Annotated in this window: 20 protein-coding genes; 6 read left to right on the forward strand and 14 right to left on the reverse strand. The window is 60.8% G+C overall.

All coding sequences use genetic code 11. From position 1 onward, the window contains the following. Window positions 1-2: 2 nt before the first annotated feature. Window positions 3-1,211 carry a LysR family transcriptional regulator gene (locus M5G20_RS02155; protein WP_273917674.1) on the reverse strand — a complete coding sequence of 403 codons (1,209 nt, stop codon included), beginning with the start codon at window positions 1,209-1,211 and terminating at the stop codon, window positions 3-5. A 157-nt stretch (window positions 1,212-1,368) separates the two neighbouring features. On the opposite strand from M5G20_RS02155, the gene galB reads away from it, so the two are divergent. Genes galB through M5G20_RS02170 form a run of 3 tightly spaced genes read left to right on the forward strand, consistent with a single transcriptional unit; the run spans window position 1,369 to window position 3,916 of the window. After that, entirely contained in the window at window positions 1,369-2,103 is a 735-nt protein-coding gene (gene galB, locus M5G20_RS02160) for a 4-oxalmesaconate hydratase (RefSeq protein ID WP_273917675.1), read from the forward strand. Beyond that, the gene (locus M5G20_RS02165; protein ID WP_273917676.1) at window positions 2,100-2,816 is read left to right on the forward strand and encodes a 4-carboxy-4-hydroxy-2-oxoadipate aldolase/oxaloacetate decarboxylase; all 717 of its coding nucleotides are present in this window, start codon (window positions 2,100-2,102) and stop codon (window positions 2,814-2,816) included. Before galB ends, M5G20_RS02165 begins: the two co-directional genes overlap by 4 nt. A 2-nt stretch (window positions 2,817-2,818) precedes the next feature. Then, window positions 2,819-3,916, forward strand: a complete 1,098-nt coding sequence (locus M5G20_RS02170; RefSeq protein ID WP_273917677.1) for a 4-oxalomesaconate tautomerase — start codon at window positions 2,819-2,821, stop codon at window positions 3,914-3,916. Between the two features lie 680 nt (window positions 3,917-4,596). Here the strand turns inward: M5G20_RS02170 and M5G20_RS02175 are convergent. Genes M5G20_RS02175 through M5G20_RS02195 form a run of 5 tightly spaced genes read right to left on the reverse strand, consistent with a single transcriptional unit; the run spans window position 4,597 to window position 8,674 of the window. Then, window positions 4,597-5,193, reverse strand: coding sequence for a cytochrome c3 family protein (locus M5G20_RS02175; protein ID WP_150726928.1), 597 nt, complete (start codon window positions 5,191-5,193; stop codon window positions 4,597-4,599). Between the two features lie 9 nt (window positions 5,194-5,202). After that, a complete protein-coding gene (locus M5G20_RS02180) occupies window positions 5,203-5,694 on the reverse strand; it encodes a nitrate reductase cytochrome c-type subunit (RefSeq protein WP_150781122.1) in 492 nt (163 codons plus the stop codon). An 11-nt stretch (window positions 5,695-5,705) separates the two neighbouring features. Continuing rightward, entirely contained in the window at window positions 5,706-8,210 is a 2,505-nt protein-coding gene (gene napA, locus M5G20_RS02185; protein ID WP_273917678.1) for a nitrate reductase catalytic subunit NapA, read from the reverse strand. Continuing rightward, window positions 8,201-8,467 carry a chaperone NapD gene (locus M5G20_RS02190; RefSeq protein ID WP_007947575.1) on the reverse strand — a complete coding sequence of 89 codons (267 nt, stop codon included), beginning with the start codon at window positions 8,465-8,467 and terminating at the stop codon, window positions 8,201-8,203. The genes napA and M5G20_RS02190 overlap by 10 nt, the downstream gene beginning before the upstream one ends. A gap of 39 nt (window positions 8,468-8,506) precedes the next feature. Next, the gene (locus M5G20_RS02195; RefSeq protein WP_150726924.1) at window positions 8,507-8,674 is read right to left on the reverse strand and encodes a periplasmic nitrate reductase, NapE protein; all 168 of its coding nucleotides are present in this window, start codon (window positions 8,672-8,674) and stop codon (window positions 8,507-8,509) included. 780 nt (window positions 8,675-9,454) lie between these two features. Between M5G20_RS02195 and M5G20_RS02200 the strand changes: the two genes are divergently transcribed. Continuing rightward, on the forward strand, window positions 9,455-9,814 hold the full coding sequence (locus M5G20_RS02200) for a DUF6124 family protein (protein ID WP_273917679.1): 360 nt from the start codon (window positions 9,455-9,457) through the stop codon (window positions 9,812-9,814). Between the two features lie 70 nt (window positions 9,815-9,884). Here the strand turns inward: M5G20_RS02200 and katG are convergent, their stop codons facing one another. From katG to M5G20_RS02235, 7 genes are all read right to left on the reverse strand, one after another. Next, window positions 9,885-12,143: a catalase/peroxidase HPI gene (gene katG, locus M5G20_RS02205; protein WP_273917680.1), complete on the reverse strand. Its 2,259-nt coding sequence runs from the start codon at window positions 12,141-12,143 to the stop codon at window positions 9,885-9,887. Window positions 12,144-12,486: 343 nt separating this feature from the next. Further along, the gene (phnE, locus tag M5G20_RS02210) at window positions 12,487-13,254 is read right to left on the reverse strand and encodes a phosphonate ABC transporter, permease protein PhnE (protein ID WP_273917681.1); all 768 of its coding nucleotides are present in this window, start codon (window positions 13,252-13,254) and stop codon (window positions 12,487-12,489) included. After that, a complete protein-coding gene (locus tag M5G20_RS02215; RefSeq protein ID WP_273917682.1) occupies window positions 13,251-14,078 on the reverse strand; it encodes a PhnE/PtxC family ABC transporter permease in 828 nt (275 codons plus the stop codon). Before M5G20_RS02215 ends, phnE begins: the two co-directional genes overlap by 4 nt. Continuing rightward, the gene (locus tag M5G20_RS02220) at window positions 14,072-14,869 is read right to left on the reverse strand and encodes a phosphonate ABC transporter ATP-binding protein (protein ID WP_273917683.1); all 798 of its coding nucleotides are present in this window, start codon (window positions 14,867-14,869) and stop codon (window positions 14,072-14,074) included. The genes M5G20_RS02215 and M5G20_RS02220 overlap by 7 nt, the downstream gene beginning before the upstream one ends. After that, complete coding sequence (locus tag M5G20_RS02225; RefSeq protein WP_273917684.1) at window positions 14,866-15,717, reverse strand: putative selenate ABC transporter substrate-binding protein; 852 nt, start codon at window positions 15,715-15,717, stop codon at window positions 14,866-14,868. Before M5G20_RS02225 ends, M5G20_RS02220 begins: the two co-directional genes overlap by 4 nt. 184 nt (window positions 15,718-15,901) lie before the next feature. Then, window positions 15,902-20,005, reverse strand: coding sequence for a bifunctional nitrate reductase/sulfite reductase flavoprotein subunit alpha (locus M5G20_RS02230; protein WP_273917685.1), 4,104 nt, complete (start codon window positions 20,003-20,005; stop codon window positions 15,902-15,904). Between the two features lie 280 nt (window positions 20,006-20,285). After that, window positions 20,286-20,777, reverse strand: coding sequence for an HIT family protein (locus tag M5G20_RS02235; RefSeq protein ID WP_273917686.1), 492 nt, complete (start codon window positions 20,775-20,777; stop codon window positions 20,286-20,288). 388 nt (window positions 20,778-21,165) lie between these two features. On the opposite strand from M5G20_RS02235, the gene M5G20_RS02240 reads away from it, so the two are divergent. Together M5G20_RS02240 and M5G20_RS02245 are read left to right on the forward strand one after the other, a co-directional pair. Then, a complete protein-coding gene (locus M5G20_RS02240; RefSeq protein WP_273917687.1) occupies window positions 21,166-22,026 on the forward strand; it encodes a hypothetical protein in 861 nt (286 codons plus the stop codon). Between the two features lie 145 nt (window positions 22,027-22,171). Further along, window positions 22,172-23,170 (forward strand): bile acid:sodium symporter family protein, encoded by a 999-nt coding sequence (locus M5G20_RS02245; RefSeq protein WP_273917688.1) that lies wholly within the window; start codon window positions 22,172-22,174, stop codon window positions 23,168-23,170. Between the two features lie 45 nt (window positions 23,171-23,215). Here the strand turns inward: M5G20_RS02245 and M5G20_RS02250 are convergent, their stop codons facing one another. Continuing rightward, a complete protein-coding gene (locus tag M5G20_RS02250; protein WP_273917689.1) occupies window positions 23,216-25,003 on the reverse strand; it encodes an IlvD/Edd family dehydratase in 1,788 nt (595 codons plus the stop codon). Between the last annotated feature and the right edge of the window lie 14 nt (window positions 25,004-25,017).

The raw sequence follows: 25,017 nt of genomic DNA on the forward strand, positions 1-25,017 counted from the left end.
GACTAAACGGTTGCCTGCTCGCGAATCACCCGGCGAATCATCTCCATCAGGGCGAGTGCCACCGGTGAGTGCAGGCAGCCATTACGGTACGTCAGGCCAATGGCTCGGGAGGTTTGCTTCAGCTCCAGCGGCAGGATGCACAGTTCACCGGTGGCGATCTCCTGTTCCAGCTGATGCGCGGACACGGCGGCGAGCATGTCCGAACGCATCAACAGCCCGCGGATAATCGCCATGTCGGCACTTTCAACCACAGGCCGAGGCGCTGCGATACCGAAACCGGTAAAGCAGTCGTCGAGCATCTGCCGGGCGGGTGAGCCGGCACGGGGCAATACCCACCGAGCATCGCTCAGTTTGTCCAGCAGTTGGTGTCCCGCGCAAAGCGGGTGATCACGTCGCGCCAGCACCACCATTTCTTCCGTCAACAGCGACTCGCCCACCAGGTCGCTGGCATATGCCGCCGAACGCAAGGCGCCGAAAATGAAGTCCACGTCACCCGCCCGCAGTTCGGTCGCCAAAAGATCGAATGGGCTCTCGTTGGTAATCACCTGAATCGCCGGATGCTCCGCCATCAATCGCACGATGGCCTCGGGCAAGATGCGCGTGCGGCCCAGGGGCAGGGCGCCGACGTGTACCACACCCTGCAACACGCCACGAATGGCAGTGATGTCGGTTTCGATATGACGCAACTCGTTCAACGCGCGGCGGATCGGGAAGAGGATGTCGTGGCTGGCCCGGGTGGGTTGCAACCCGCGCGGTGTGCGCTCGAACAATGACCGACCACAACCACTTTCCAGGACTTTAAGCGTCGAGCTGACGGCGGGCTGACTCAGGCCGAAAAGGCTGGCCACGGTCTGCATATGGCGGGTTTCACACAGTTTGACGAACACTTGCAGGCGCCGGGCCTGGAACAGATAGAGGGGTTCGATGGCTTGTTTGTCCCCATTACCCAACAGCATCGGTACGGTTTCCAGCTCTGCCAGCACGCGCCGCGACCGGGGCAGTAAACGTTCGCCGAAATCGGTCAGGCGCATGCCATTGGTGTGGCGTTCGAACAACTGCACGCTGAGCCGCTCTTCGAGTTCGGCAATCGACCGGGTAACCACTGATTGCGCCCGGAACAAGGCGACAGAGGCTTTGGACACGCTGCCGTGCTCGGCGACCCTGATGAAGGCTCGCACGTGCATAAGGCTGGGGAGTTCAGTGGATTCCATGGGGAACATGCTCTGCGAATTGGCGCTCCAGCGGGACTATGCCTTTGGCCCTCTGGAGTGGCAATAAAAAAAACGCATACCTCGAGCGCTCGAATGCATTACTTCGTCGGCGTGGCGCGATGCGATGCTCTTTCGAAACGCAGAAGGAGCACCCGCAATGATCGAGTCACCTAAAAATGCGCTGGTCGTCAGCGCCCACTCTGCCGATTTCGTCTGGCGTGCGGGCGGTGCCATCGCGCTGCATGCGCAGCAGGGCTACAACGTCCACATCGTCTGCCTGTCGTTCGGCGAGCGCGGCGAATCGGCCAAGCTGTGGCGCAAGGGCGAGATGAATGAAGGCTTAGTCAAAGGCGCACGTCGCGAAGAGGCGCAGGCCGCCGCCGATATTCTGGGGGCCAGTGTCGAGTTCTTTGACATTGGCGATTATCCGATGCGTGCGGACAAGGAAACGCTGTTTCGCCTGGCCGATGTGTTCCGTCGCGTGCAGCCGGAGTTCGTCCTCAGTCACTCATTGAAAGATCCCTATAACTACGACCATCCGCTGGCCATGAACCTGACGCAGGAGGCGCGCATCATCGCCCAGGCTGAAGGCTATAAACCGGGTGAGAAAATCGTTGGTGCGCCGCCGGTCTACAGCTTCGAACCGCACCAGCCCGAGCAATGCGAATGGCGCCCCGACGTGCTGCTGGACATCACCGACGTATGGGACAAAAAGTACGCGGCGATCCAATGCATGGCCGGTCAGGAGCATCTGTGGGAGTACTACACCCGCGTCGCTCTGCAACGCGGCGTCCAGGCTAAACGCAACGTGGGCATCACCTCGACGCGCAACATCGTGTATGGCGAGGGCTACCAGAGCATTTTTCCGCGTGTCACGGAGAGTCTGCGATGAGCGAGCACATCGGCAAGACCGCAATTGTGGTGCGCAACATTGCACGGGCCGAGCAGACGCTGGTCGACGAATTAAAGCGCTTCGGTGTCGCGACTGTTCATGAAGCCCAGGGACGCAAAGGCCTCTTGGCATCGTCCATCAGGCCCATCCAGCAAGGTTCGGCTGTTAGCGGTTCGGCGGTCACGGTGCTGGTGGCGCCGGGCGATAACTGGATGTTCCATGTGGCGGTCGAGCAATGCCGCCCGGGCGATATCCTTGTGGTCGCACCGAGTTCGCCGTGCACCGACGGCTATTTCGGCGACTTGCTGGCGACGTCGCTCAAGGCCCATGGCGTGCGTGCGCTGGTGATCGACGCCGGCGTGCGTGATACCCACACCCTGCGCGAGATGGGTTTTCCGGTGTGGTCCAGGGCAATCAGTGCCCAGGGCACGATCAAAGAGACCCTCGGTTCGGTGAACCTGCCGTTGGTGTGTGGCGGTCAGTTGGTCCATCCCGGAGACGTAGTGGTTGCCGATGACGATGGCGTGGTGGTCGTGCGGCGCAGTGAAGTAGCGCACGTGGTGGAGGCGAGTCGCGCACGGGCCGATCTGGAAGAGCAGAAGGCCCTGCGTCTGGCCAACGGCGAGTTGGGCCTGGATATCTACAACATGCGTTCGCGCCTGGCTGAAAAAGGCTTGCGCTACGTCGACAGCCTTGACGACCTCGGAGAGTAAACATGGCGCAGACCCGCATTCCTTGCGTGCTGATGCGCGGCGGTACGTCCAAAGGCGCGTATTTCCTGGCGCAGGATTTACCCGATCAGCCAGCACTGTGCGACCGCGTGCTGCTGGCGGCCATGGGCTCGCCGGATGCGCGGCAGATCGATGGCATCGGTGGCGGCGACTCACTGACGAGCAAGGTTGCGATCATTCGCCATTCTTTGCGTAGCAACGCCGATGTCGATTACCTGTTCGCTCAAGTTATTGTCGATGAGCCCCGGGTCGATTACGGCCAGAACTGCGGCAATATTCTGGCTGGAGTCGGACCGTTTGCCATTGAACGTGGCCTGGTGGCGGCGACGGGCGAGATCACGACTGTGCGTATTTTCATGGAGAACACCGGGCAGATCGCCGTCGCTCATGTGCCGACATTCGACGGGGGAGTCCGCTATAGCGGTGACGCGCGAATCGATGGCGTGCCGGGGCAGGCCGCGCCGTTGGTTGTCGAGTTCGAGGACGTGGCCGGTTCCAGTTGCGGTGCATTGCTGCCCACCGGTAATGCGCTGGAGGTGATCGACGGTATCGACGTGACCTGCATCGATAACGGCATGCCCGTCGTGCTGATTCGTGCGCAAGACCTCGGCATCAGCGGTTATGAAAGCCCCGAACAACTGGACGCCGACAGTCACGTTAAAACCCGCCTCGAATCCATTCGGCTGCAAGCCGGGCCGCGTATGAATCTGGGCGACGTGAGCCAGCGCAACGTGCCAAAAATGTGCCTGGTCGCGCCGCCCCAAGCGGATGGAGCGCTGAGCACGCGCAGCTTCATTCCCCATCGTTGCCACACCAGCATTGGGGTGTTCGGCGCTGTCAGCGTGGCAGCGGCATGCTTGATTCCGGGTAGCGTGGTTGCAGACCTGGCCTGTGTCGGTGAGGGCACTGTGAAGCACTTATCGATTGAACATCCGACAGGAGAATTCACCGTAGAGTTACGTCTTCGTGATGGTCAACTGGTCAGCTGCGGACTTATCCGAACCTCCCGATTGTTATTCGATGGGGCGGTATGCATTCCCGAAGCGTTATGGAGTAGTAATCCAGTCGATTGTACGGAGTGATCTGGGTTATCAATTGAAGGGCGGAATCTGATTGATGTGTGAGACAGGAATGCGAGTTAGAGCCGCAGTTGGCCTGAGGTTTTCACCAAGGTGAAGGTCCGCTTTTGGCGAGATCTGCCTGTCATGAAGGGCTGCTATCAACCGGTTTCTGCACATTGTGAGGGGCAGAAACCGACCCATAGCTGCCCTTCACGAAGGGTGGAGATTGGCCGTTCTCTGCCTGTCGACTCTTGTGTGTGCATTGGTCAACCGTATGCAAACGGCGGTCTCCGCGAATGCAAATGTCTTGTGAGTGGCAATGCAATGGGTGGCCATGTGCGATGCAATTAAGCGTTTAGGAACACTTGAGAATTCACCACATTCGACGTGTCGCATAAGGCTAAACGCTCTACGACGACCTCTTTGCTTCGATAAAAGAGGCCGATGGTAGTGGGTAATCCTGCGTTGCTGCCTGCCTGAGCGTGGGCCGGATCAATGAGAGATCGCTGTCCAAGTGTTTGTAGAATTGGCGCCAAAGTGCGCGTGGAATCCGCAGACCAACTTGCGCACAGAGGTTTCAAGCCCTTTAAAACATTGGACTTGAGGGGTATCTGAGAGGAATGAAGGATCGTGTCAAAGACGAAAAACCGGCGCGGTTATGCCGCTTGACGGCAATACGCTGGAAGAGCGTGCCGGATCGGCTACCAGCCTTTGACCCCGCTCATGTCAGGCAACTTGTGGGCGATGCCCTTATGACAGTCGATACAGGTCGCCTGACCGCTGGCCAGTGCCGTGGAGTGCATATTGGCGGCGCGTTTGCCCTGGCGGGTAAAGTCCATGAATTCAAAGTTATGGCAATTGCGGCATTCTCGGGAGTCGTTTGCCTTGAGCCGCCCCCACTCGTGCTCGGCCAGTTCACGCCGCATACCGACAAATTTTTCCCGGGTGTCGATCGTTCCGAACACCTTGCCCCACACCTCTTTGGAAGCCTGCATCTTGCGGGCAATCTTGTGCGTCCATTCGTGCGGGACGTGACAGTCCGGACAGGTGGCGCGTACGCCAGAACGATTGGTGTAGTGAATGGTGTCCTGCAACTCGACAAACACGTTGTCGCGCATTTCATGGCAGGAAATGCAGAACTTCTCGGTATTGGTGGCTTCCAGCGCAGTGTTGAAACCACCCCAGAAAATCACTCCGGCGATGAACCCGCCGAGCGTCAGAAAGCCCAGGCTGTAATGCACGCTGGGGCGACGCAGAATGCCCCAATAGTCTTTGAGCAGCGCACGCAAGGATTTCATGGCCTCTCCTTAAGGTTTCTGCTGGCCGTTGATTTCGTCTTGCAGCACCTGGTCAATGTTCTTGAAGTTGTTGCCCACCAGAGGCTTTACGTCTTTCTGTGGCACGTGACACTGAGTACAGAAATACCGACGCGGCGAAACAGCGGCCAGCGCCTGACCATCACGGTCCATATAGTGGGTGATACTGATCATCGGCGCCTGAGTGCGGGCACTATTGGCACGACTGTGACAGGACAGGCACTTGTTGCTGTTCTTGTCGATCGGATACCCCCGAATACTGTGGGGGATGGTGGGCGGCTGGTCAGGATAGTTACGCTCGCGCTTGAGGTCCTTGTTCTCGTCATCAGCCATCAGCGGTGCCGCAAACTCTTGAGTCAGGGTCCCTCCGGGTCGCCGGCCATCCGGTGCCGGAGCATCCAGCGGGTAATCGGGCTGCGCTGCGAATGCCGCTGGCATCCACAGCAACAGAGCCGCAAGTAAAGACAGCGAATGACTCTTCATCTGAGCGCTCCTTATGCCGTCTTGATCAACTCAATCCTGATCGCACATTTTTTATAATCAGTCTGCTTGGAGATGGGGTCCGTCGCATCGAGCGTGACCTTGTTGATCAGCTTGTTGGCATCGAAGAACGGTACGAACACCAGGCCTTGGGGTGGCTTGTTGCGCCCTCGGGTTTCAATGCGCGCACGCATCTCACCGCGTCGACTGATCAGCTTCACTTCGCTGCCTCGACGGGCATTCAAGCCTTTGGCATCGGCCGGGTGCATGTAGACCAACGCGTCGGGGACAGCCTTATGAAGTTCCTCGACACGCTGGGTCATGGATCCGGTGTGCCAGTGCTCAAGCACTCGTCCGGTGCTCAACCAGAATGGAAACTCCGCGTCGGGGGATTCCGCAGGGGGCTCGTAGGGCAGCGCGAAGATAATCGCCTTCTTGTCGGGATAGCCATAGAACTGCACACCACTGCCCTTCTCCACGTAGGGGTCATAGCCTTCCCGGAAACGCCAACGGGTTTCCTTGCCTTCGACCACGGGCCATCGCAACCCTCGTTCGGTGTGATAGAGATCAAACGGGGCGAGGTCATGACCGTGGCCACGGCCGAATTGGGCATATTCTTCGAACAAGCCTTTTTGCAGGTAAAAACCAAAATCCCGGGCCTCATCGTTTTTATAGCCCGCCGCCATCTGATCAAGCGGGAACTGATCGACCTGACCGTTCTTGAACAACACCTCGTACAGGGTTTTGCCCTTGTACTGCGGTGAGGCAGACAATATTTCCTCGGACCAGACCTCGTCCGTTTTAAAGCGCTTGGAAAACTCCACCAGTTGCCAGAGATCGGACTTGGCGTCACCCGGCGCCGAAACCAATTGATGCCAGAACTGCGTACGTCGTTCCGCGTTGCCGTAGGCGCCCTCTTTTTCGACCCACATTGCGGTGGGCAAAATCAGATCGGCCGCTTGGGCGGAGACGGTGGGATACACATCCGAGACAATCACAAAGTTCTCGGGGTTGCGCCACCCCGGCAACACTTCCTGCATGATGTTGGGGCCGGCCTGCATGTTGTTGCTGGCCATCGTCCAATACACATTGAGCACGCCGTCCTTGAGCATCCGGCTCTGCTGCACGGCATGGAACCCGACTTTTTCATTGATGGTGCCCGGCGGCAGTTTCCAGATTTTCTCCGCCGTGGCGCGATGCTTTGGATTGGTGACCACCAGATCAGCGGGCAAGCGATGGGAGAAGGTTCCCACTTCCCGCGCCGTGCCGCAGGCCGAAGGCTGGCCCGTCAGGGAGAAAGGACTGTTGCCGGGCTCGCTGATTTTCCCGGTCAGCAGATGGATGTTGTAAATCAGGTTATTCGCCCAGACGCCCCGCGTGTGCTGGTTAAAGCCCATGGTCCAGAAGGAGACCACCTTGCGCTTCGGGTCGGCATACAGTTCGGCCAAAGCCTTGAGTTGCTCGGCCGGTACGCCGGTTTCCTTGGCGGTACGCTCAAGGGTGTAAGGTTTTACGAAAGCCGCGAATTGCTCAAAGTCGATGTCACTCCAGGTGTTCGCCTTGGCCGCATTACTGGCCTTCATCTCCAGTGGATTATCCGGACGCAGGCCGTAGCCGATGTCATCCGTACCTTTAGCAAATTTGGTGTGCTTGCTGACAAAATCTTTGTTGACCGAGCCACTTTCAATGATGTGGTTGGCAATGTAATTGAGAATAAACAGGTCCGTCTGTGGCTTGAACACCATGGGAATGTCGGCCAACTCAAAACTGCGATGCTCGAAGGTCGACAGTACGGCCACCTTGACGTTGGGCTGACTCAATCGGCGATCCGCCACCCGGCTCCAAAGAATCGGGTGCATCTCCGCCATGTTTGAACCCCACAGGACAAACGCATCGGTGACTTCTATATCGTCATAACACCCCATCGGCTCATCCATACCGAACGTGCGCATAAAACCCATGACCGCCGAGGCCATGCAATGACGCGCATTGGGATCAATGTTATTGGAGCGAAAACCCGCCTTCATCAACTTGTTGGCCGCATAGCCTTCCCAGACGGTCCACTGACCTGATCCGAACATGGCGATGGACTCGGACCCTTTGTTTTTTATCGCCTCCTTGAATTTCAACTCCATCACATCAAACGCTTGATCCCAGGACACCGGTTGAAACTCGCCTTGCTTGTCATACTGCCCGTTGGTCATGCGCAACAACGGCTGAGTGAGCCGATCAACGCCGTACATGATTTTCGACAGAAAGTAGCCTTTGACGCAGTTCAGTCCGCGATTGACCTCGGCTTTCACATCACCATGAGTGGCGACCACCCGATTGTCCTTGGCCGCCACCATGACGCTGCACCCGGTGCCGCAAAAGCGGCAAGGCGCTTTATTCCAGTCCAGGGCCACCCGGTCTTCTTCGGTGATCAGGTTGCTGGCAGAGGTAAATACCGGGAGCCCCGCCGCCGCTGCGGCGATCCCGGCAGCCTGGGCTTTGACAAACTCGCGTCGAGTCATAGGCATGTGCTTTCTCCCGTCACATCGAGAATCTCGTGATAAACGAGGGCGGCATTGAGTACACCCGGCAAGCCGTTGATCTCACTGATGCGCCGGGAAATCTCACTTTCGTCTTCCATTTCCAGCACCACGACCAGCTTGCCGGCGGGACTTTCCTGGTGCAATTCGACGCCTTCGAGCAACCGCAAGTTGGCTTTCACCGCCTCGAACAATTCAGGGTGGGCAAGCACCACCAGACTGGCAATATGCAGCGTCTTTTCCATGACCCGTACTCCCCGTCTTTTGCTAAAGATGGACAACGATCAGTGAAGTGAACCAGGAGGGCCGAGCAGCATTTGCAGAAACCAGACAAAGAAACCGTAACCACCCACTATTGCCACCGACAGCAGAGGAAAAAAAACGACAATCAGAAAAAAGAACAGACGCGTTTCTTTGCGCGCTTGCCGGGTAGAGTCATCCGCTGATGGCATGGTTATCGCTCCTGCCAAACTTTGAATTCAGCCTAGACGGCCCACATCACAAATTCCACTAAACGGATTAACGGCAAAGCTAAGGAAGGTCTGAGCCAAGAGACAGATATTTTCAGATGGCGAGTCGAAGGACAGGCTGACACAACCAATTCAAGCTCAGAGGGGGTATCGACCCAAATTTGATGTTTTCCCCAGTCAACTGGAGCCCAACCCATTAGCGACGCCCTATCGCTGATATTGCACTTTTTGAAAATCGAGCGTCCACTTTTGGCCGATTGCAGCCTGTCGCGAAGGGCGGGTTGAATCCACGGCCCAAAGCGGCCCTTTGACGAAAGATAGATAAGGAAAGTCGAATGTGTTGTTTTCCTGGGTGGGCTCTCGAGGAAGAGCAGGCGGCTCCTACAGGGGGAGTGGCTGGCTGTTTTAAACGTTGTTGGAAGGGGCGTGTTTAAGCGTCCGACAGCTTACTTCCTGAAAGCTACAAGGCCTTGCGCCGTTGCCTACGGTTACGCCAGAATCCGCCGGCTTGTGCGTCTAGAGGCCGGGTTTTATCGTTTGCCGGTCGCTGAAAAACAGCGATCGGGTTTGGTAGCCCGGATTAGCTAGTCGCATAGATCCATCGTTTTCAGGTCCCTGTCGGGCTCTGGATTATGGTGGCCATGCGCAGGGCTCCTAAGGGGGCGCCGGGTCCTAGCTACCGGTCTACCAACCCGCGTATGGCCGCCACCCCTCGTTTGGTAGCGAGGTGAAGGCTCCTTCATTTCAGTTAGGAGTTTCACTATGTTCAAAGTAACGCCAAACCCCCCCGAATCCGATCCAGCATCCCCGTACGAACCCGACTCAAAAAAGCTCAACGAAGCCGCCGAACGCGCGCTCGACTTTCACTTCCCGTCGACGGCCGATATCAAAGCCACGCCGCGCACGGTCAGCACCCTGTTTACGGTTGATCCCGAAGCCACGAGCGAAACCCTGATGGTGTATCTGGTCGAAACGCTGGCCTCGGTCGACGTGATGGTTCACCAGTTGGTGGATCATCTGGACGGCGGGTCGCGCAACGCGCTGCTGGGTATTTCCAACAGCGTGATGCTGGCGGAAATCACCGCGAACCGGGTACTGGATCAGATCGATCCGCCTGAGTGAAGCGATGACTGCGGCGCAAAAAAAAACCACCCCGACACCTTCAATGCCGGGGTGGTTTAGAGACGCTCAACTATTTCTTCAGATCAAAACGATCCAGGTTCATCACCTTGGTCCACGCGGCCACGAAGTCCTTGACCAGTTTCTCCTGTCCGCCGGCGCTGGCATAGACTTCGGCCAGGGCCCGCAGTTGCGAGTTGGAACCAAAGACCAGGTCGACGCGGGTCGCGGTCCATTTCTGTTGCCCGGTTTTGCGGTCGCGACCGGTGAATTCTTCATTGGCCTGCGACACGGGTTTCCATTCCACACCCATGTCCAGCAAGTTGGTGAAGAAGTCGTTGGTCAGCGCTTCCGGCCGGCTCGTGAAGACGCCGTGGGCGGTTTTGCCGACGTTGGTGTTGAGCACGCGCATGCCGCCGATGAGCGCGGTCATTTCCGGTGCGGTGAGGGTCAGCAACTGTGCCTTGTCGATCAGCAGTTTTTCCGCCGGGACGGTGTAACGGCCCTTGAGGTAGTTGCGGAAGCCATCGGCGATGGGTTCCAGGAAGCCGAAGGAGTCGACATCGGTCTGCTCCTGGCTCGCATCCGCGCGTCCAGGCGTGAAGGGCACCGTGACGGTTTGCCCGGCATTTTTCGCCGCCTGTTCGACACCGGCACAACCGGCCAGCACGATCAGGTCAGCCAGCGAGATTTTTTTGCCTGCGGCGTTGAACTCCTGCTGGATGCCTTCGAGTTTGCCCAGCACGTTGCCCAGTTGATCAGGCTGGTTGGCTTGCCAGAATTTCTGCGGTGCCAGACGCAGGCGCCCACCGTTGGCACCGCCGCGTTTGTCGGAGCCACGGAAGGTCGAAGCGGCCGCCCACGCGGTGGAGACAAGCTGCGAAACCGACAGCCCGGAGGCCAGGAGTTTGCTCTTCAGTGCGGCGACATCGCTGTCGTTGACCAACTCATGATCGACCTCTGGAATCGGGTCTTGCCACAGCAGTATTTCGTTGGGCATTTCCGGGCCGAGGTAACGTGACAGTGGCCCCATGTCGCGGTGGATCAGCTTGAACCAGGCGCGGGCAAAGGCGTCGGCCAGTTGATCGGGGTTCTCGAGGAAGCGCCGGGAAATCGGCTCGTAGATCGGGTCGAAGCGCAGCGCCAGGTCGGTGGTGAGCATGGTGGGGTTGCGCCGTTTCGACGGGTCGTGAGCGTCCGGGATGATACCGGCACCCGCGCCGTTTTTTGGCGTCCACTGATGTGCGCCGGCCGGGCTCTTGGTCAGCTCCCACTCGAAGCCGAACACGTTCTCCAGGAAGTTGTTGCTCCATTGGGTCGGGGTGGTGGTCCAGGTCACTTCCAGGCCGCTGGTGATGGTGTCGGCGCCTTTACCGGTGCCGAATGTGTTGCGCCAGCCAAGGCCCTGTTCTTCGAGGCCTGCAGCTTCCGGTTCCGGCCCGACATTGTCCGCAGGCCCTGCGCCGTGGGTTTTACCGAAGGCGTGACCACCGGCGATCAGTGCCACGGTTTCTTCGTCGTTCATCGCCATGCGGCCGAAGGTTTCGCGAATGTCCAGGCCGGCGGCGACCGGGTCCGGATTGGCTTCGGGGCCTTCCGGGTTTACATAGATCAGGCCCATTTGCACGGCGGCCAGCGGGTTCTCCAGATTGCGGCCTGGCTCGACACGGGTGTCTTCGTTTTCGCCAGGCTCGGCCACGAGCGGGCCTTCGCCAGGTTTCTGCATCGGTTCATCGTTTTTGCCGTAGCGGGAGTCACCGGCCAGCCACTTGCTTTCCGAACCCCAGTACACGTCTTCATCCGGTTCCCAGACGTCGGCGCGGCCACCGGAAAAGCCGAAGGTCTTGAAGCCCATGGACTCCAGCGCGACGTTGCCGGTGAGCACGATCAGGTCAGCCCAGGAAATATTGCGGCCGTATTTTTGCTTGATCGGCCAGAGCAGTCGGCGCGCCTTGTCGAGGCTGACGTTGTCAGGCCAGCTGTTGAGCGGGGCAAAGCGTTGCTGCCCGGAACCGGCACCGCCGCGCCCGTCACCGGTGCGATAGGTACCCGCGGCGTGCCAGGCCATGCGCACGAAGAGCGGGCCATAGTGGCCGAAGTCGGCGGGCCACCAGTCCTGCGAGTCGGTCATCAGCGCCGTCAGGTCGCGCTTGACGGCTGCAAAGTCCAGCGCCTTGAACGCTTCGGCATAGTCAAAGCCCTCGTCCATGGGGTCGGACAGGGATGAGTGCTGGTGCAGGATCTTCAGATTCAGTTGGTTAGGCCACCAGTCACGGTTGGTTGTGCCACCGCCAGCGGCCTGATGAAACGGGCATTTCGATTCAGTTGCCATGTGTGAGCTACCCTCGGTCGTGTCATTCAGCTATCCGCCCCGGTTCATGGACGGACAGCGGTGATTGAAATCAATGACTCAGGCTTCTGGCCCTGCATTTCGATCCTTTGATCGTTGTGGCCATGGGGGCATTCTGAATACAGGCAACGCGCTTGCCGACAGGATGACCCACGGTACGCCCAGTCAGTTGCTGACTCGTTCTTATCTCGTTATCAGGTCTCGGCCGGCCAGATGGCACCGGCGTTAGATAATGCTAGTCGCCCCTTGGGAAGTCAGCTAATAGCCACAGTATTGGTCGCTGATAGGCGAAATCTTTCAGGGGCGAGCTGTTGTGCAAAAGCCGTCAGGCGTTGACCCAGCGTTGACGGCTCCAGTTGCTCAACGTATCGACAGCGAATACCAGTAATAGCATGGCCAGGATGACCGTGCTGGCTTGAGCTTCCTGAAACAGGCTCAGGCTGACGTACAGCATCTGTCCCAGACCACCGGCACCGACGAAACCGAGCACGCTGGCCATGCGGATGTTGTTCTCCCAGCGGTACAGAATGTAGGCCACCAGTTGCGGCCACAGGTTGGGCAGCGTGCCGTAACAGAACGCCCACAGTGCGCTGCCGCCTTGCAGGCGAATCGCCTCGGCCGGTTGCGGCGGGGTGTTTTCCAGCGCTTCGGCGAACAACCGGCCGAGTACGCCGGTGGTGTGCAGGGCCAACGCCAGCGTGCCGGCATTGGGTCCGAGCCCCGCGGCCAGCACCATCAGCGCGGCCCACACCAGTTCCGGCACCGCGCGCAGGGCATTGAGTACCAGGCGTGACGCGCTCTGCAGCGGCCAGCCGAAGCGTCCCGCTGCCGGTAACGCCAACACCAGGCCGAACACCGCCGCGAGCAACGTGCCCAGGGCCGACATGGCGATGGTTTCCAGTGCGCCGTGGGCGATGGCTTGCAGGTGAGCGGTGCTCAAGTCCGGGCTGAGGAAGCGCTGGGCGTACGCCGCCATGCGTTCGAGATTGCCGGTGGCACCCAACTCGCCGAGGTCGATGCCCAAATAGATGAAAGAGGCGATGACCGCCGCGCCGATGCTGAGCAGCAGCGTCAGGTTGATCAGGCGATTCATGCCAGCCTCCAGCGCAGCAGGCGGCTGAGTTGATCGGCGAACAGCACCAGCACCAGGAACGTCAGCAACAGACTGGCCACTTCACCGCCGGCGAACATGCGCAGCGACAGGTCCATTTGCTGGCCGAGGCCACCGGCACCGACAAACCCCATCACCACCGAGGCGCGGATCGCGCATTCCCAGCGGTACACCGTGTACGAGACCAGCTCCGCCGCAACGTTGGGCAGGATCCCGTAAGCGAAGGCCGCGAGGCGACCGCTGCCGGCTTGCAGCAGGGCGTGGGCCGGGCGCTGGTCCACCGATTCATAGATTTCCGCGTAGACCTTGCCCAGCATGCCGCTGTAGGTAATGGCGATGGCCAGAACCCCGGCCGTGGGGCCGAGGCCGACGGCGCGCACGAACAGCAGCGCCCAGACGATCTCCGGCACGCTGCGCAGGAAGATCAGCAAGCCGCGCACCGGCCAGCGCAGCCATTGCCCCCAATAGTCAGGACGCCCAGAGCGGGATGCCGCCGACAGCGACAATGCGCGACTGGCCAACAGGCTGGCGGGCACCGCCAGTAACAGCGCCAGGGCCATGCCCGCCGTGGCGATGGCCAGGGTTTGCAGGGTGGCTTGCAGGAGCAACGGCAGAAAGTCTTCGCCATGGGCCGGTGGCCAGAACGCAGCGACAAAACGGCCCATTTCGCTCTGACTGTCGCTGGCTACCAGCACGCTCAAATCCAGCTCACTGAAGCGAATGCCAGGCCACAGCAAGGCAATGGCCAACAGTGTCAGCAACAGGCGGGGGCGGGTGGCCGGGTCTCGGGTATCGCGCTTCAGCATCGGGGAATCTGCACAACCAGAGGGGCCGGCGGCACCGGTGGGGAAAGCAACTGTTCGTTGGCGTAGAGCCTGTCGAGCCGTTCGCGGTCAACTTCGCTGGCCGGCAGATCGAACAGGATCTGTCCGTCTCGCAAACCAATGATGCGGGAAAAGTGCGACAGCGCCAGTTCCACGGCATGCAGGCTGGCGACCAGCGTGACGTTGTGTTCGCGGGCATGACGGCACAGCACGGAAAGGGTGTGTTCGGCCAGTACCGGGTCCATCGCTGACACCGGTTCATCGGCCAGCAATACCTCGGGCGCCTGATACAGCACGCGGGCAATGCCCACGCGCTGTAGTTGGCCACCGGACAGTTGCTGGCACTGGGTGAACAGCTTGTCGCTCAAGTCCAGCCGGGCCAGCGCCGCGCGAGCGCCGGCAATATCCAGCGGATACAGCAGGTTCATCAGGCTTTTGCCCAGGCCCCACTGGCCAATTTTGCCGGCCAGCACCGCCGTGACCACCCGCTGGCGCGGTGGCAGCGGCGGCGACTGGTGCACCAGGCCGATCCGCGCACGCAACCGCTGGCGCTGGCGGGCAGACAGCTGCCACGCCGGTTCCCCGAGGACTTGTAACTCGCCGCTGCTCGGTTGCAGGGCCGTGGCCAGCAGATTGAGCAGGCTGGATTTACCCGCGCCGGAAGGGCCGATGATGGCGACCTGTTCGTTCGCACCGATGTGCAGGTCCACGCCATGCAGCGCGTGGACCCCATTGGCATGGGTCAGGTTGACCCGGTTCAACTGCAAGGTCATTTGAGCAGGTCGGCAGCGCGCGCGGCTTCCTCGATACCCTTGTAGTTGTCAGGGTTGGTTTCGATGAAGCGGCTGGCAGCCTGCAGATCGAGGATTTCCTTGTCCGCCGGTTTTGCCGGATCGAGGGCCAGGAACGCCGCCTTGATTTTCGCGGCCAGCGCCGGGTCGAGGGTGCCGCGCACGGTCCAGTTGTAATCGAAGTAGGCCGGGGTGGTGGCAAATACTTTGACCTTGTTGGTGTCGACTTTGCCGGCGGCCACCAGTTTTTCCCAGACGCTGGCGTTGAGCACGCCGGCATCGACTTTACCGGCCTGGACCCAGGCAGCCGTGGCGTCATGGGCGCCGGAATAGCCGACGCGGCTGAAATAGGTTTCTGGCTTGATGCCGTCCTTGAGCATGAAGTAACGCGGCATCAGGCTACCGGACGTGGACGACACCGAACCGAAGGCAAAGGTCTTGCCCTTGAGGTCGGCGAGGGATTTGACGGCCGGGTCGGCGGTGATGAATTTACTGGTGAACTGGGCATCCTGTTCACGCTGGACCAAAGGGATGGCATTGCCGGTTTTCAGGCGAGCCTGCACGAAGGTGAAGCCGCCGAGCCAGGCCAGGTCGATTCGGTCAGTGGCCAGCGCCTCGACCACCGCCGGGTAGTCGCTCACGGGCACGAACTCGACTTTCATGCCCAACTGTTGTTCCAGATAGGCGCCCAGGGGTTTGAATTTGCGCAGCAGTTCGGTGGGGGCCTCGTCGGGAATCGCGCTGACTTTCAGGGTATCGGCGGCTTGCGCCAGCAAAGTGCTGATGGACAGGGTCAAGCCGACGGCCAATGCGAGGGTACGCGTAAGCATGAAAGTTCTCCGTTTCATTCACTACAAAATAAGGCGATGCGACTCGCATGGACGATGAGAGGCATGGCGCAGTGAGAGGGTAGCCGAAACGGACGGTCAGCATGAACTCCTGCTTTGCAGGCGAGGTGTTTATTCAGGCGCTCTGGCGGGCTGAAGCGCTCGCCAGACGCCGGTCATCAAACGGTCAGTAAACATCCCGCAGGTAGCGTTTTTGCTCGCTCATCTGCCGCCAGTAATCGGCAGCGGATTGCGCGCCAAGCCCGCCATGGCATTGCGCGACCTGCCGCAGGGCCTGGTCGACGTCTTTGGCCATGTGGCTGGCATCACCGCAGATGTACAGCTGCGCGCCTTCCTGCAGCCAGCGCCACAGTTCGGCGCCTTGTTCGCGGATGCGATCCTGCACGTAGATTTTCTGCGCCTGATCGCGAGAAAACGCCAGGCTCAACCGGGTCAGCAGGCCATCGCGTTGCATGTCCTGCCATTCATCGCGGTAGTAGAAGTCGCTCGCGGCATGTTGCTCGCCAAAGAACAGCCAGTTACGGCCCTGATCACCCCGTGCCCGACGCTCCTGCAAGAACGCGCGAAAAGGCGCCACGCCGGTGCCGGGGCCGATCATGATCATCGGCACATCACCATCGGCCGGGGCGCGGAAGTGCTTCGACGGCTGCACGAAAACCGGCACATGAGCGTTCTGCGCTCGGTCGGCAAGAAAGGTCGAAGACACGCCTTTGCGTTTGCCATAACGAACGGCGGCGACGGTGAGATGCACTTCCTGCGGGTGCACCTTGGGGCTGGACGCGATGGAATACAGGCGCGGTTGCAGGCGTTTGAAGGTGCCCAGCAATTCGCTGGCCGAGCACTCAAGCGGAAACGCTTGCAGCACGTCCGCCAGTTGCCGGCCCCACAGCCAGTCTTTGAGTTCCGCCTTGCGCTCGCTGCCCAGCAGTTGTTTCAGTGCCGGGTTGGCGCTGCGTTCGGCAATGAATGCCAGGGTGTCGTGGCTGGGGCGGGCGATTTCCAGATGTTCGGTCAGGGCCTGGCGCAAGGGCACTTCACCGAGCTTGTCGAGGTGGACGGTGGCGTCGGCGTTCATCCGCGTCAGTGAGAGCAATTCGTCGACCAGTTCAGGGCAGTTGCGCGGATAAACCCCCAGCGCGTCCCCGGCCTCGTAACGGATACCCGAGTCCGCCAGGTCCAGGGCAAACATCCGGGTTTCCTTGTTGCTGCTCTGGCGGTTGAGGTGAAGGTTGGTCAGCAGGCGAGAGGCATGCGGTCGGGTTTTGCCGGGCGCTTCAACCGGGTCAGGGGCAGTTTTGCTGGCCGGCGCGTCTACCACCGACGGCGTCGGCTTCAGGGCCTGGTGCAATTGAGTGAGCCAGTTGTCGGCTTGCTCTTCGAACTCAGTGTCGCAATCGACCCGCTCAAGCAGGCGTGTGGCGCCCAGTTCATGCAGGCGCCGATCGAGTTGCTTGCCGTGCTGGCAGAACTGGTCGTAGTTCGGGTCACCCAGGGCCAGCACTGCAAAACGCAGGGATTCCAGGCGCATGTCGGCCGTGCTCAGGGTGTGCCAGAAACCTTCGCCATTGTCCGGTGGATCGCCGTCGCCAAAAGTGCTGCTGATCAACGCCAGGTTTTGGGTGCCCGCCAGTTGGCTGGCTGCAAAGTCAGCCATCGGGCTCAGCTCCACGGCAATCCCGTCGTCACGCAAGCGCGCGGCAAAACGCTCGGCCAGCGCTTCGGCATTGCCGGTTTGCGAAGCCCACAGCAGGGTCAGCGCGGGCGTGCAGTCTGTCGCCGCCGCGTTCGAAGTCGCGGGGCTGTCGGCCAGTTCGACGCGGCTGAACAACCCGCCCAGCACACCGTCCAGCCACAACCGGGTTTCAGCTGCCAGGGGCGCGTTGGGCGGCATCACCGGCACGCCACCGGCCTGACGGCCCGCGGTCGATTGCAGGCCCGTGATAAAACCGGCGAGGTACGTGCGTTCGTTATCGTTGAGTGGCGGGGAGGGCAGGCTGCGAATGCCCGCGAGATCGGCAAAGGTCTCGATGCTCGACATGGCGAGTTCCTCTGAGTGTGTGCAAGCGGGGAGTGGGGCGGCGGCAGGCGCGGGTGTTTCGAGGAACTGATGGTTGATCAGGTCGACCCGTTGCAGGGCCACGGCACAGCACTTGAACTCTGGCTGCTGCGAGATCAGGTCCACGGCGTCGTTGGTGACGGCGTTGATGGCCAGGTTCTCGCCAAACACATCGTTCCAGTGAAACGGCGCAAAACAGTTGCCCTGGCGCACACGCTCGGTCACGACCGCCGGCAATACCGCACGCCCCCGCAGCGAACGCACTTCGACCGGGTCCTTGTCCTTGATGCCCAGGCGGCTGGCATCGTCGGGATGAAGCTCGATGAACGGCCCAGGGTTGAGTTTGTTCAGGGTTTCGACCTTGCCGGTCTTGGTCAGGGTGTGCCACTGATGTTGCAAGCGACCGGTGTTGAGCACGAAGGGAAAGTGTTCATCGGGCATTTCCGCTGGCGACATGTGCGGGCGCGGGAAGAACTGGCCTTTGCCGTTTGCGCTCGGGAATACGATGGCGGGGCGGCTGCCGTCGGCTTCGACCTTGAGTGCCTGGCTCACGCCGTCATTGAGGTAGCGCACCGGGTTACGCACGTTTGCGCTGGCGGACGCGCAAGGCCATTGCAGCGGCTGTTCACGCAGGCGGGCATGACTGGCGCCGCGAATGTCGTAACCGGTTTGCGGGTTCCAGGCGCGTTTGATCTCTTCGAACACCTGGTTGGCGTCGGCGTAGCTGAAGGCCTCGGCGAAGCCCATTTCGCACGCCACTCTGGCGATGATCTGCCAGTCGGGCAGGGTTTCACCGGGCGCGTCCACGGCCTTTTGCATCAATGTCAGGTTGCGCTCGGAGTTGATCATCACCCCCTCGGCCTCAGCCCACAGCGCGCCCGGCAGGAGGATATCGGCGTAGCGATTGGTCTCGGTGTCGAGAAAGGCATCCTGGGTGATCACCAGTTCGGCGGCCTGCAAGCCTTCGATCACGGTCTGGCGATTGGGCGCGGACGCGACCGGGTTGGTGCAGATGATCCAGCAGGCCTTGATCTGACCGGCGCGCATTTGTTCGAACATCGCCACCGTGCCGGCACCGGCTGTGCGCGGCAGGCTGTCGTGGGGGATGTTCCACAAGTCCTCGACGAATGCGCGATCGGCCTCGACCAGCACCGAGCGCTGGCCGGGCAGGCCTGGACCCATGTAGCCCATCTCGCGGCCGCCCATGGCATTCGGTTGGCCGGTCAGGGAAAACGGCCCGCTGCCCGGACGGCAGATCGCGCCGGTGGCCAGGTGCAGGTTGCACAGGGCGTTGGTGTTCCAGGTGCCGTGGGTGCTTTGGTTGAGGCCCATGGTCCAGCAGCTCATCCACTCGGCGGCTTCGCCGATCCATTGCGCGGCCTGACGGATGTCCGCTTCAGGCAGGCCGGTAATTTCGGCGACGGCGGCCGGCGGATAATCCTCGAGGAAACCGGGCATGGCCTCCCAGCCTTCGGTGAAGGCGGCGATGAAGGCCGGGTCGGTGTGGCCGTTTTTCACCAGCAGGTGCAGCAGGCCATTGAGCAATGCCAGGTCGGTGCCGGGTTTGATCGGCAAAAACAGATCGGCCTTGTCCGCCGTGGCGCTGCGCCGGGGATCGACCACGATCAGTTTCGCCCCGGCCTTGACCCGATCCATCATCCGCAGGAACAGGATTGGATGACAGTCGGCCATGTTGGCGCCGATCACGAAAAACAGGTTGGAACGATCGAAGTCCTGATAGGAGCCCGCAGGCCCGTCGGCACCGAGCGACAGCTTGTAGCCGCTGCTGGCGCTGGCCATGCACAAGCGCGAATTGGACTCGAGGTTGGCGGTGCGGACAAAGCCTTTGGCCAGTTTGTTGATCAGGTACTGGGCCTCGAGCGACATCTGCCCCGACACGTAGAACGACAGCGCATCGGGGCCGTGGTGATCAAGGATGTTGCGCAGGCGAGCCGCCGTTTCGCTGATGGCCGAATCCATCGCCATGCGCACCGGGTCGCGACTGCGTTCCTGGCGCAGGTAGGCATTTTCCATGCGGCCGGATTCGGCGATGGCCTTGCCGCACGTCGTGCCCTTGGTGCACAACCGGCCGAAGTTGGCCGGATGGGTTTTATCACCCGTGACCTTGACCACCCGGTTGTCTTCGACCTGCATGACGATGCCGCAGCCCACGCCACAATAGGGACATACACTGCGCACGGTTTTGTTTGCCATCCTCGCCCCTCGAATCTCTGCCGGCACCTGAGCGGTGCGCAAACGCAAAAGGCGCCATGCGGCCCTCCGTAATGAAACGGGGGCTACACGGCGCCTTTGTCGTATAAATGCAATCAGCGTTGACTGCGTTGCAGGTACATAGCAAACAGCGCGCCAGAATGTCTGGGGCCGTGCCGGATCAGGGGTTCAAGGCAAGGAGGGGCGGTTCAGCACGCAGGCTGCATGCACTTTTATATGGCGATGCACGCAACGGTGCACCAGCCCAAGGCGAACCTTGCGGTCAGCCTTCACTGCGGAATGACAGGCGCAAACGCTCGATGATCTGTTCGACGCCGGGGCCCTGGATGCTCGGTGGTTCCGGGCTCTCGCCAAACTCGCGCCAGATGAACAGCGTCAGCTCGGCGCCATCGGTCAATGTGTGAGCGCTGGCACCGACACCGAAGTTTTTCAGCAGCCGGTAGCGGTCATCCTGCCAGAACAGCTCTTCGACCCAGTGGTAGACCGGGATGCAATGGAAATGAATGGGGAACGCCGGATCATGGCCGAAACGGCTGATGTAGAGCCACTTGGGCTGTAATTGCGTTTGCAGGACTCTCTGCACTTTGCCGAGCAGGCCACCGAGTTCGATCAGCGCCGCTTCGGGAAGGTCGGCCAGCGAGCTGGTGTTGTGGCGCGTCCCCAGCACCAGATAGCCAGGGAGCTTCGACGACATGTGATGGTTGAGTATCCAATGTGCCGTTTCATGGATGATGAAATGTGGAGCTATGTCCATGGATGAATGTCCGTTGTCGAAGCAGGTAAAGGCAAGGTCGTGGAGCGCATTGAGCAGCAGCAACGGGTGGCAATGCAATCCCTTGGCCGTTGTCGTGTACCTTCCTCTTCAGCAAGACTCTGCGTCACATGAACTTGCATCCGCTACTTCCGATTTTAGATCCGGCTGTACAAAGTGCGACACGTTTTTTTGCGAGCAACGGGTCGTGGGTGTTGCCGGTGGCGGTGCAGGTTTCGGGCGGCAGCAATTTATGGATAAAACCGGGCGCTGACCACCAGACAAGGGTGTGGTCATTTAACGCCAAGGTATAAAGATCGGCGCAACGTGCCGATATAGAATGAGGCCGTCCGCCGTGCCCTCACTTGAGCCACACCACCAGGGAAGAACAATGAACGTCACTTCGTCTTCGTCGTCATCCAGCGCCTTGATCGCTGCCTACACCTCTGCCGCCAACAGCAGGACGTCAGAAGCCCGGGACAAAGTGGCGGACAGCAACACGGCGGTGGATCAAACGCAAAATGATGACGCGGTGAGCTTCTCCAGCACGGCCACCGATTACAGCGATGCGATTGCCAGCAACGCGCCGTACTTTCCGGTGCGTCCGGGGATGAACGCCGACGCGCTGATTCTCGGTGTGGCCAAACCCGGTGCGATTTCCAGTTCCAAGGACAAAACCTTCGCCGACGTCGCCCTCGATGCTCGCAAGCGCATGGACGAGAAGTACGCGCTGATGGAAGACAGCGGCAAGCCCTATGACAAAAGCATGGCCGACCGCAATGCGTTGATGGGTGACCTGGACCGGCGTTCGCTGTATGCCGTCGCCACCAACGAAGGCGGGCACTTCACCAAGGACGAGCAAGCTGCCGCGCAGGAGGTGATGCGTCAGCAGGCTCAGCTTGCCACCGGTTACTACGTCGGACCGGAAGACCAGAAGAAGAACTGGAGAGACCCGTTCGCCAACGATCCGGTCGGCCGCGCCAAGGCTGCCTTGAGCTTCATGGACAACATGAGTCCCGAGGAAAAGGCCACGCCGCAATGGCTGTCCCAGCGCAACACACTGCAAACCGCTCTGGATCAGGCGACGGCGGCCGATCCGGTGGAGCTGGCGAAGAAAAAACAGCTGTATTTCCCGATCCTCGCCGAGATTCTGCAGAACGGCACCAGTTGGTTCGACAAGAAAGACTCTGACGAACAAAACGCCAGTGACGCGCTGGACAAGCTCAAGGCTATCGTCCAGTCGACCAAGTGAACCGCCCGGGTCCTCATTTGACCTTTTCGCGAGGCGACGCTCGGTTTGTCCTTTAGGCGATATGTACTGGCTTATTAGCGTTAGTCGGTAATTCGCCGCGGGGGTACAGTCGAGATCACGTTCCTGGCCAACCCGGATGATCCCGATGACTCGCCCGCGCTTCTTACCCGATAACTTCACCCTGACCCTGATCGGTGTGGTCATTATCGCCAGTCTGCTGCCCGCCAGCGGCCAGGTCGCCGTCGGTTTCGGCTGGTTGACCAACATCGCCATTGCCCTGCTGTTTTTCCTGCACGGGGCCAAGCTCTCGCGCGAATCGATCATCGCCGGTGCCGGCCACTGGCGCCTGCATTTGCTGGTGTTCGGCCTGACCTTCGTCCTGTTCCCATTGCTGGGTCTGGCGCTCAAGCCGTTGCTGTCGCCGTTGATTGGCGACAACCTCTACATGGGCATGCTGTACCTCTGTGCGCTGCCCGCCACGGTGCAGTCGGCGATTGCCTTCACCTCGTTGGCGCGCGGCAACATTCCGGCAGCGATTTGCAGCGCGGCGGCGTCGAGCCTGTTCGGGATCTTCCTCACGCCGTTGCTGGTGACGTTGCTGCTGGACGTGCACGGCGACGGCGGTTCGACACTCGATGCCATCCTGAAAATCAGCGTGCAACTGTTGCTGCCGTTCATTGCCGGGCAAATCGCCCGCCGCTGGATCGGCGCCTGGGTGGCGCGCAACAAGGGCTGGCTGAAATTCGTCGATCAGGGGTCAATTCTGCTGGTGGTCTACGGTGCGTTCAGCGAGGCCGTGATCGAAGGCATCTGGCATCAGATTCCGTTGCGCGATCTGGCCGGGTTGGTGGTGGCCTGTTGCGTGCTGCTGGGCTTGGTGCTGGTGGCCTCCACGGTGCTCGGCAAGGCCTTCGGCTTCAGCCAGGAGGATCGCATCACCATCCTGTTCTGTGGCTCGAAGAAAAGCCTGGCCACCGGCGTGCCGATGGCTCAGGTGCTGTTCGCCGGCAGCACCATCGGCGTGCTGATCCTGCCGTTGATGCTGTTCCATCAGATCCAGTTGATGGTCTGCGCGGTACTCGCGCAGCGCTACGCCAATCGCCCGGAATCGGTGCCCGAGTTGATGGGGCAAGTCGATCCTTGATGGCGTCCAGCCAAGCCATTGATTCGCTGGACGCTCACGGGCCGGTCAGTGCGAATGCCGAGGCTCGCCACCGCTGCGGGCGATCACTCGCAAGTGCAGGGTGGCCGGTTCCAGGCAACCACCGGTGGAGAGCTGGCCGACCAGTTGCCGGTAGAGTTCCTGCCACGGGGTTTGCGAGGCCGGGATGTTTGGCGTCCATTCGGCGCGGCGGCGGGCCATTTCGTCTTCATCGACCAGCAGGTTGACCGATCTGGCGTTCAGATCCACACGCAGGCGGTCGTTGGTTTTGAGCAGCGCCAGGCCACCGCCCACCGCGGCTTCCGGGGACATGTTGAGAATCGACGGGCTGGCCGACGTGCCGCTCTGGCGACCGTCGCCCAGGCAGGGTAGAGAGTCGATGCCTTGTTTGATCAGCGCGGCTGGCGGGGCCATGTTCACCACTTCGGCACTGCCGGGATAGCCCACGGTGCCGGCGCCACGAATCACCAGGATGCAGCGCTCGTCGATATCCAGCGCCGGGTCGTCGATCCGTGCGTGATAATCCTCCGGCCCTTCGAACACGATGGCACGCGCTTCGAAGCTGTTTTCTGCGCCCGGTTCGGAGAGATACGTCTTGCGAAACGCCTCGCCCACCACCGACATTTTCATGATCGCGCTATCGAAGAAGTTGCCACTGAGCACGATGAAGCCGGCGCGGTGCTTGAGTGGGGTTTCGAACGGGTAGATCACGTCGGCGTTGCTGGTCAGGGTGCTGCTGACGATCTCGCTGATGGTCTTGCCGCTGACCGTGGCGCAGTTTTCGTGCAGGCGCCCGGCCTTTTGCAATTCATGCATCACCGCCGGCACACCGCCCGCACGGTGGAAGCCTTCGCCCAGGTACTTGCCCGCCGGCATGCAGTTGACCAGCAGCGGCACGTCTTCGCCGATGCGTTGCCAGTCGTCGAGGCTCAGCTCGACGCCCATGTGCCGGGCGATGGCGATCAGGTGCGGCGGGCAGTTGCTTGATGCACCCAATGCCGACGCCACGGCAATGGCGTTCTCGAATGCTTCGCGGGTCATGATCTGCGACGGGCGCACGTCCTGCATCACCAGTTCGCAGATGCGCTTGCCGGTGGCATAGGCCATTTGCCCACGTTCACGGTACGGCGCCGGAATGCTCGCGCAACCGGGCAGCGACATGCCCAGGGCTTCGGCCAGGGCGTTCATCGACAAGGCGGTGCCCATGGTGTTGCAGTGCCCGACTGACGGCGATGCCGCCGTGGTCATTTCCATGAACCCTTCATAGTCGATCTCGCCGGCAGCCATCAGGTTGCGCGCATGCCAGAGCACTGTCCCGGAACCGATCAACTCACCCTTGTGGTGGCCGTCGAGCATCGGCCCGCCGGACAGGACGATGGCGGGCAGGTCGGTGGTGGCGGCGGCCATCAGGCAGGCCGGGGTGGTTTTGTCACAACCGGTGGTGAGCACCACGCCGTCCAGCGGGTAGCCGTGCAGGATCTCTACCAGCCCCAGATAAGCCAGGTTGCGGTCGAGCGCGGCGGTCGGGCGCCGCGACTGTTCGGCAATAGGGTGCACCGGGAATTCCATGGGAATGCCGCCGGCATCGCGGATGCCGGCCTTGACCCGTTGCGCCAGCTCCAGGTGATGACGGTTGCACGGGGTCAGGTCGCTGCCGGTCTGGGCGATGCCGATGATCGGGCGGCCCGATTGCAGTTCTTCGCGGGTCATCCCGTAGTTCATGTAGCGTTCGACGTACAGGGCAGTCATGTCCGCGTGGGCAGGGTCGTTGAACCACTGCTCGCTGCGCAGGCGGCGCTTGGGGGTGTCACTCATGATTCAGGTCTCTC

This window comes from Pseudomonas sp. TNT2022 ID1044 (genome assembly GCF_028656895.1).
Taxonomy (GTDB): Bacteria; Pseudomonadota; Gammaproteobacteria; order Pseudomonadales; family Pseudomonadaceae; genus Aquipseudomonas; species Aquipseudomonas reinekei.

Bases quoted from the DNA above. Each gene is read 5' to 3' on its own strand.
- M5G20_RS02245 (WP_273917688.1), top strand. From the start codon at position 22,172: ATGACTCGCCCGCGCTTCTTACCCGATAACTTCACCCTGACCCTGATC.
- M5G20_RS02170 (WP_273917677.1), top strand. From the start codon at position 2,819: ATGGCGCAGACCCGCATTCCTTGCGTGCTGATGCGCGGCGGTACGTCC.
- M5G20_RS02200 (WP_273917679.1), top strand. From the start codon at position 9,455: ATGTTCAAAGTAACGCCAAACCCCCCCGAATCCGATCCAGCATCCCCG.
- galB (WP_273917675.1), top strand. From the start codon at position 1,369: ATGATCGAGTCACCTAAAAATGCGCTGGTCGTCAGCGCCCACTCTGCC.
- M5G20_RS02220 (WP_273917683.1), bottom strand. From the start codon at position 14,869: ATGACCTTGCAGTTGAACCGGGTCAACCTGACCCATGCCAATGGGGTC.
- M5G20_RS02180 (WP_150781122.1), bottom strand. From the start codon at position 5,694: ATGAAGAGTCATTCGCTGTCTTTACTTGCGGCTCTGTTGCTGTGGATG.
- M5G20_RS02240 (WP_273917687.1), top strand. From the start codon at position 21,166: ATGAACGTCACTTCGTCTTCGTCGTCATCCAGCGCCTTGATCGCTGCC.
- katG (WP_273917680.1), bottom strand. From the start codon at position 12,143: ATGGCAACTGAATCGAAATGCCCGTTTCATCAGGCCGCTGGCGGTGGC.
- M5G20_RS02235 (WP_273917686.1), bottom strand. From the start codon at position 20,777: ATGGACATAGCTCCACATTTCATCATCCATGAAACGGCACATTGGATA.
- M5G20_RS02215 (WP_273917682.1), bottom strand. From the start codon at position 14,078: ATGCTGAAGCGCGATACCCGAGACCCGGCCACCCGCCCCCGCCTGTTG.
- napA (WP_273917678.1), bottom strand. From the start codon at position 8,210: ATGCCTATGACTCGACGCGAGTTTGTCAAAGCCCAGGCTGCCGGGATC.
- phnE (WP_273917681.1), bottom strand. From the start codon at position 13,254: ATGAATCGCCTGATCAACCTGACGCTGCTGCTCAGCATCGGCGCGGCG.
- M5G20_RS02190 (WP_007947575.1), bottom strand. From the start codon at position 8,467: ATGGAAAAGACGCTGCATATTGCCAGTCTGGTGGTGCTTGCCCACCCT.
- M5G20_RS02230 (WP_273917685.1), bottom strand. From the start codon at position 20,005: ATGGCAAACAAAACCGTGCGCAGTGTATGTCCCTATTGTGGCGTGGGC.
- M5G20_RS02250 (WP_273917689.1), bottom strand. From the start codon at position 25,003: ATGAGTGACACCCCCAAGCGCCGCCTGCGCAGCGAGCAGTGGTTCAAC.
- M5G20_RS02195 (WP_150726924.1), bottom strand. From the start codon at position 8,674: ATGCCATCAGCGGATGACTCTACCCGGCAAGCGCGCAAAGAAACGCGT.
- M5G20_RS02165 (WP_273917676.1), top strand. From the start codon at position 2,100: ATGAGCGAGCACATCGGCAAGACCGCAATTGTGGTGCGCAACATTGCA.
- M5G20_RS02225 (WP_273917684.1), bottom strand. From the start codon at position 15,717: ATGCTTACGCGTACCCTCGCATTGGCCGTCGGCTTGACCCTGTCCATC.
- M5G20_RS02175 (WP_150726928.1), bottom strand. From the start codon at position 5,193: ATGAAATCCTTGCGTGCGCTGCTCAAAGACTATTGGGGCATTCTGCGT.
- M5G20_RS02155 (WP_273917674.1), bottom strand. From the start codon at position 1,211: ATGGAATCCACTGAACTCCCCAGCCTTATGCACGTGCGAGCCTTCATC.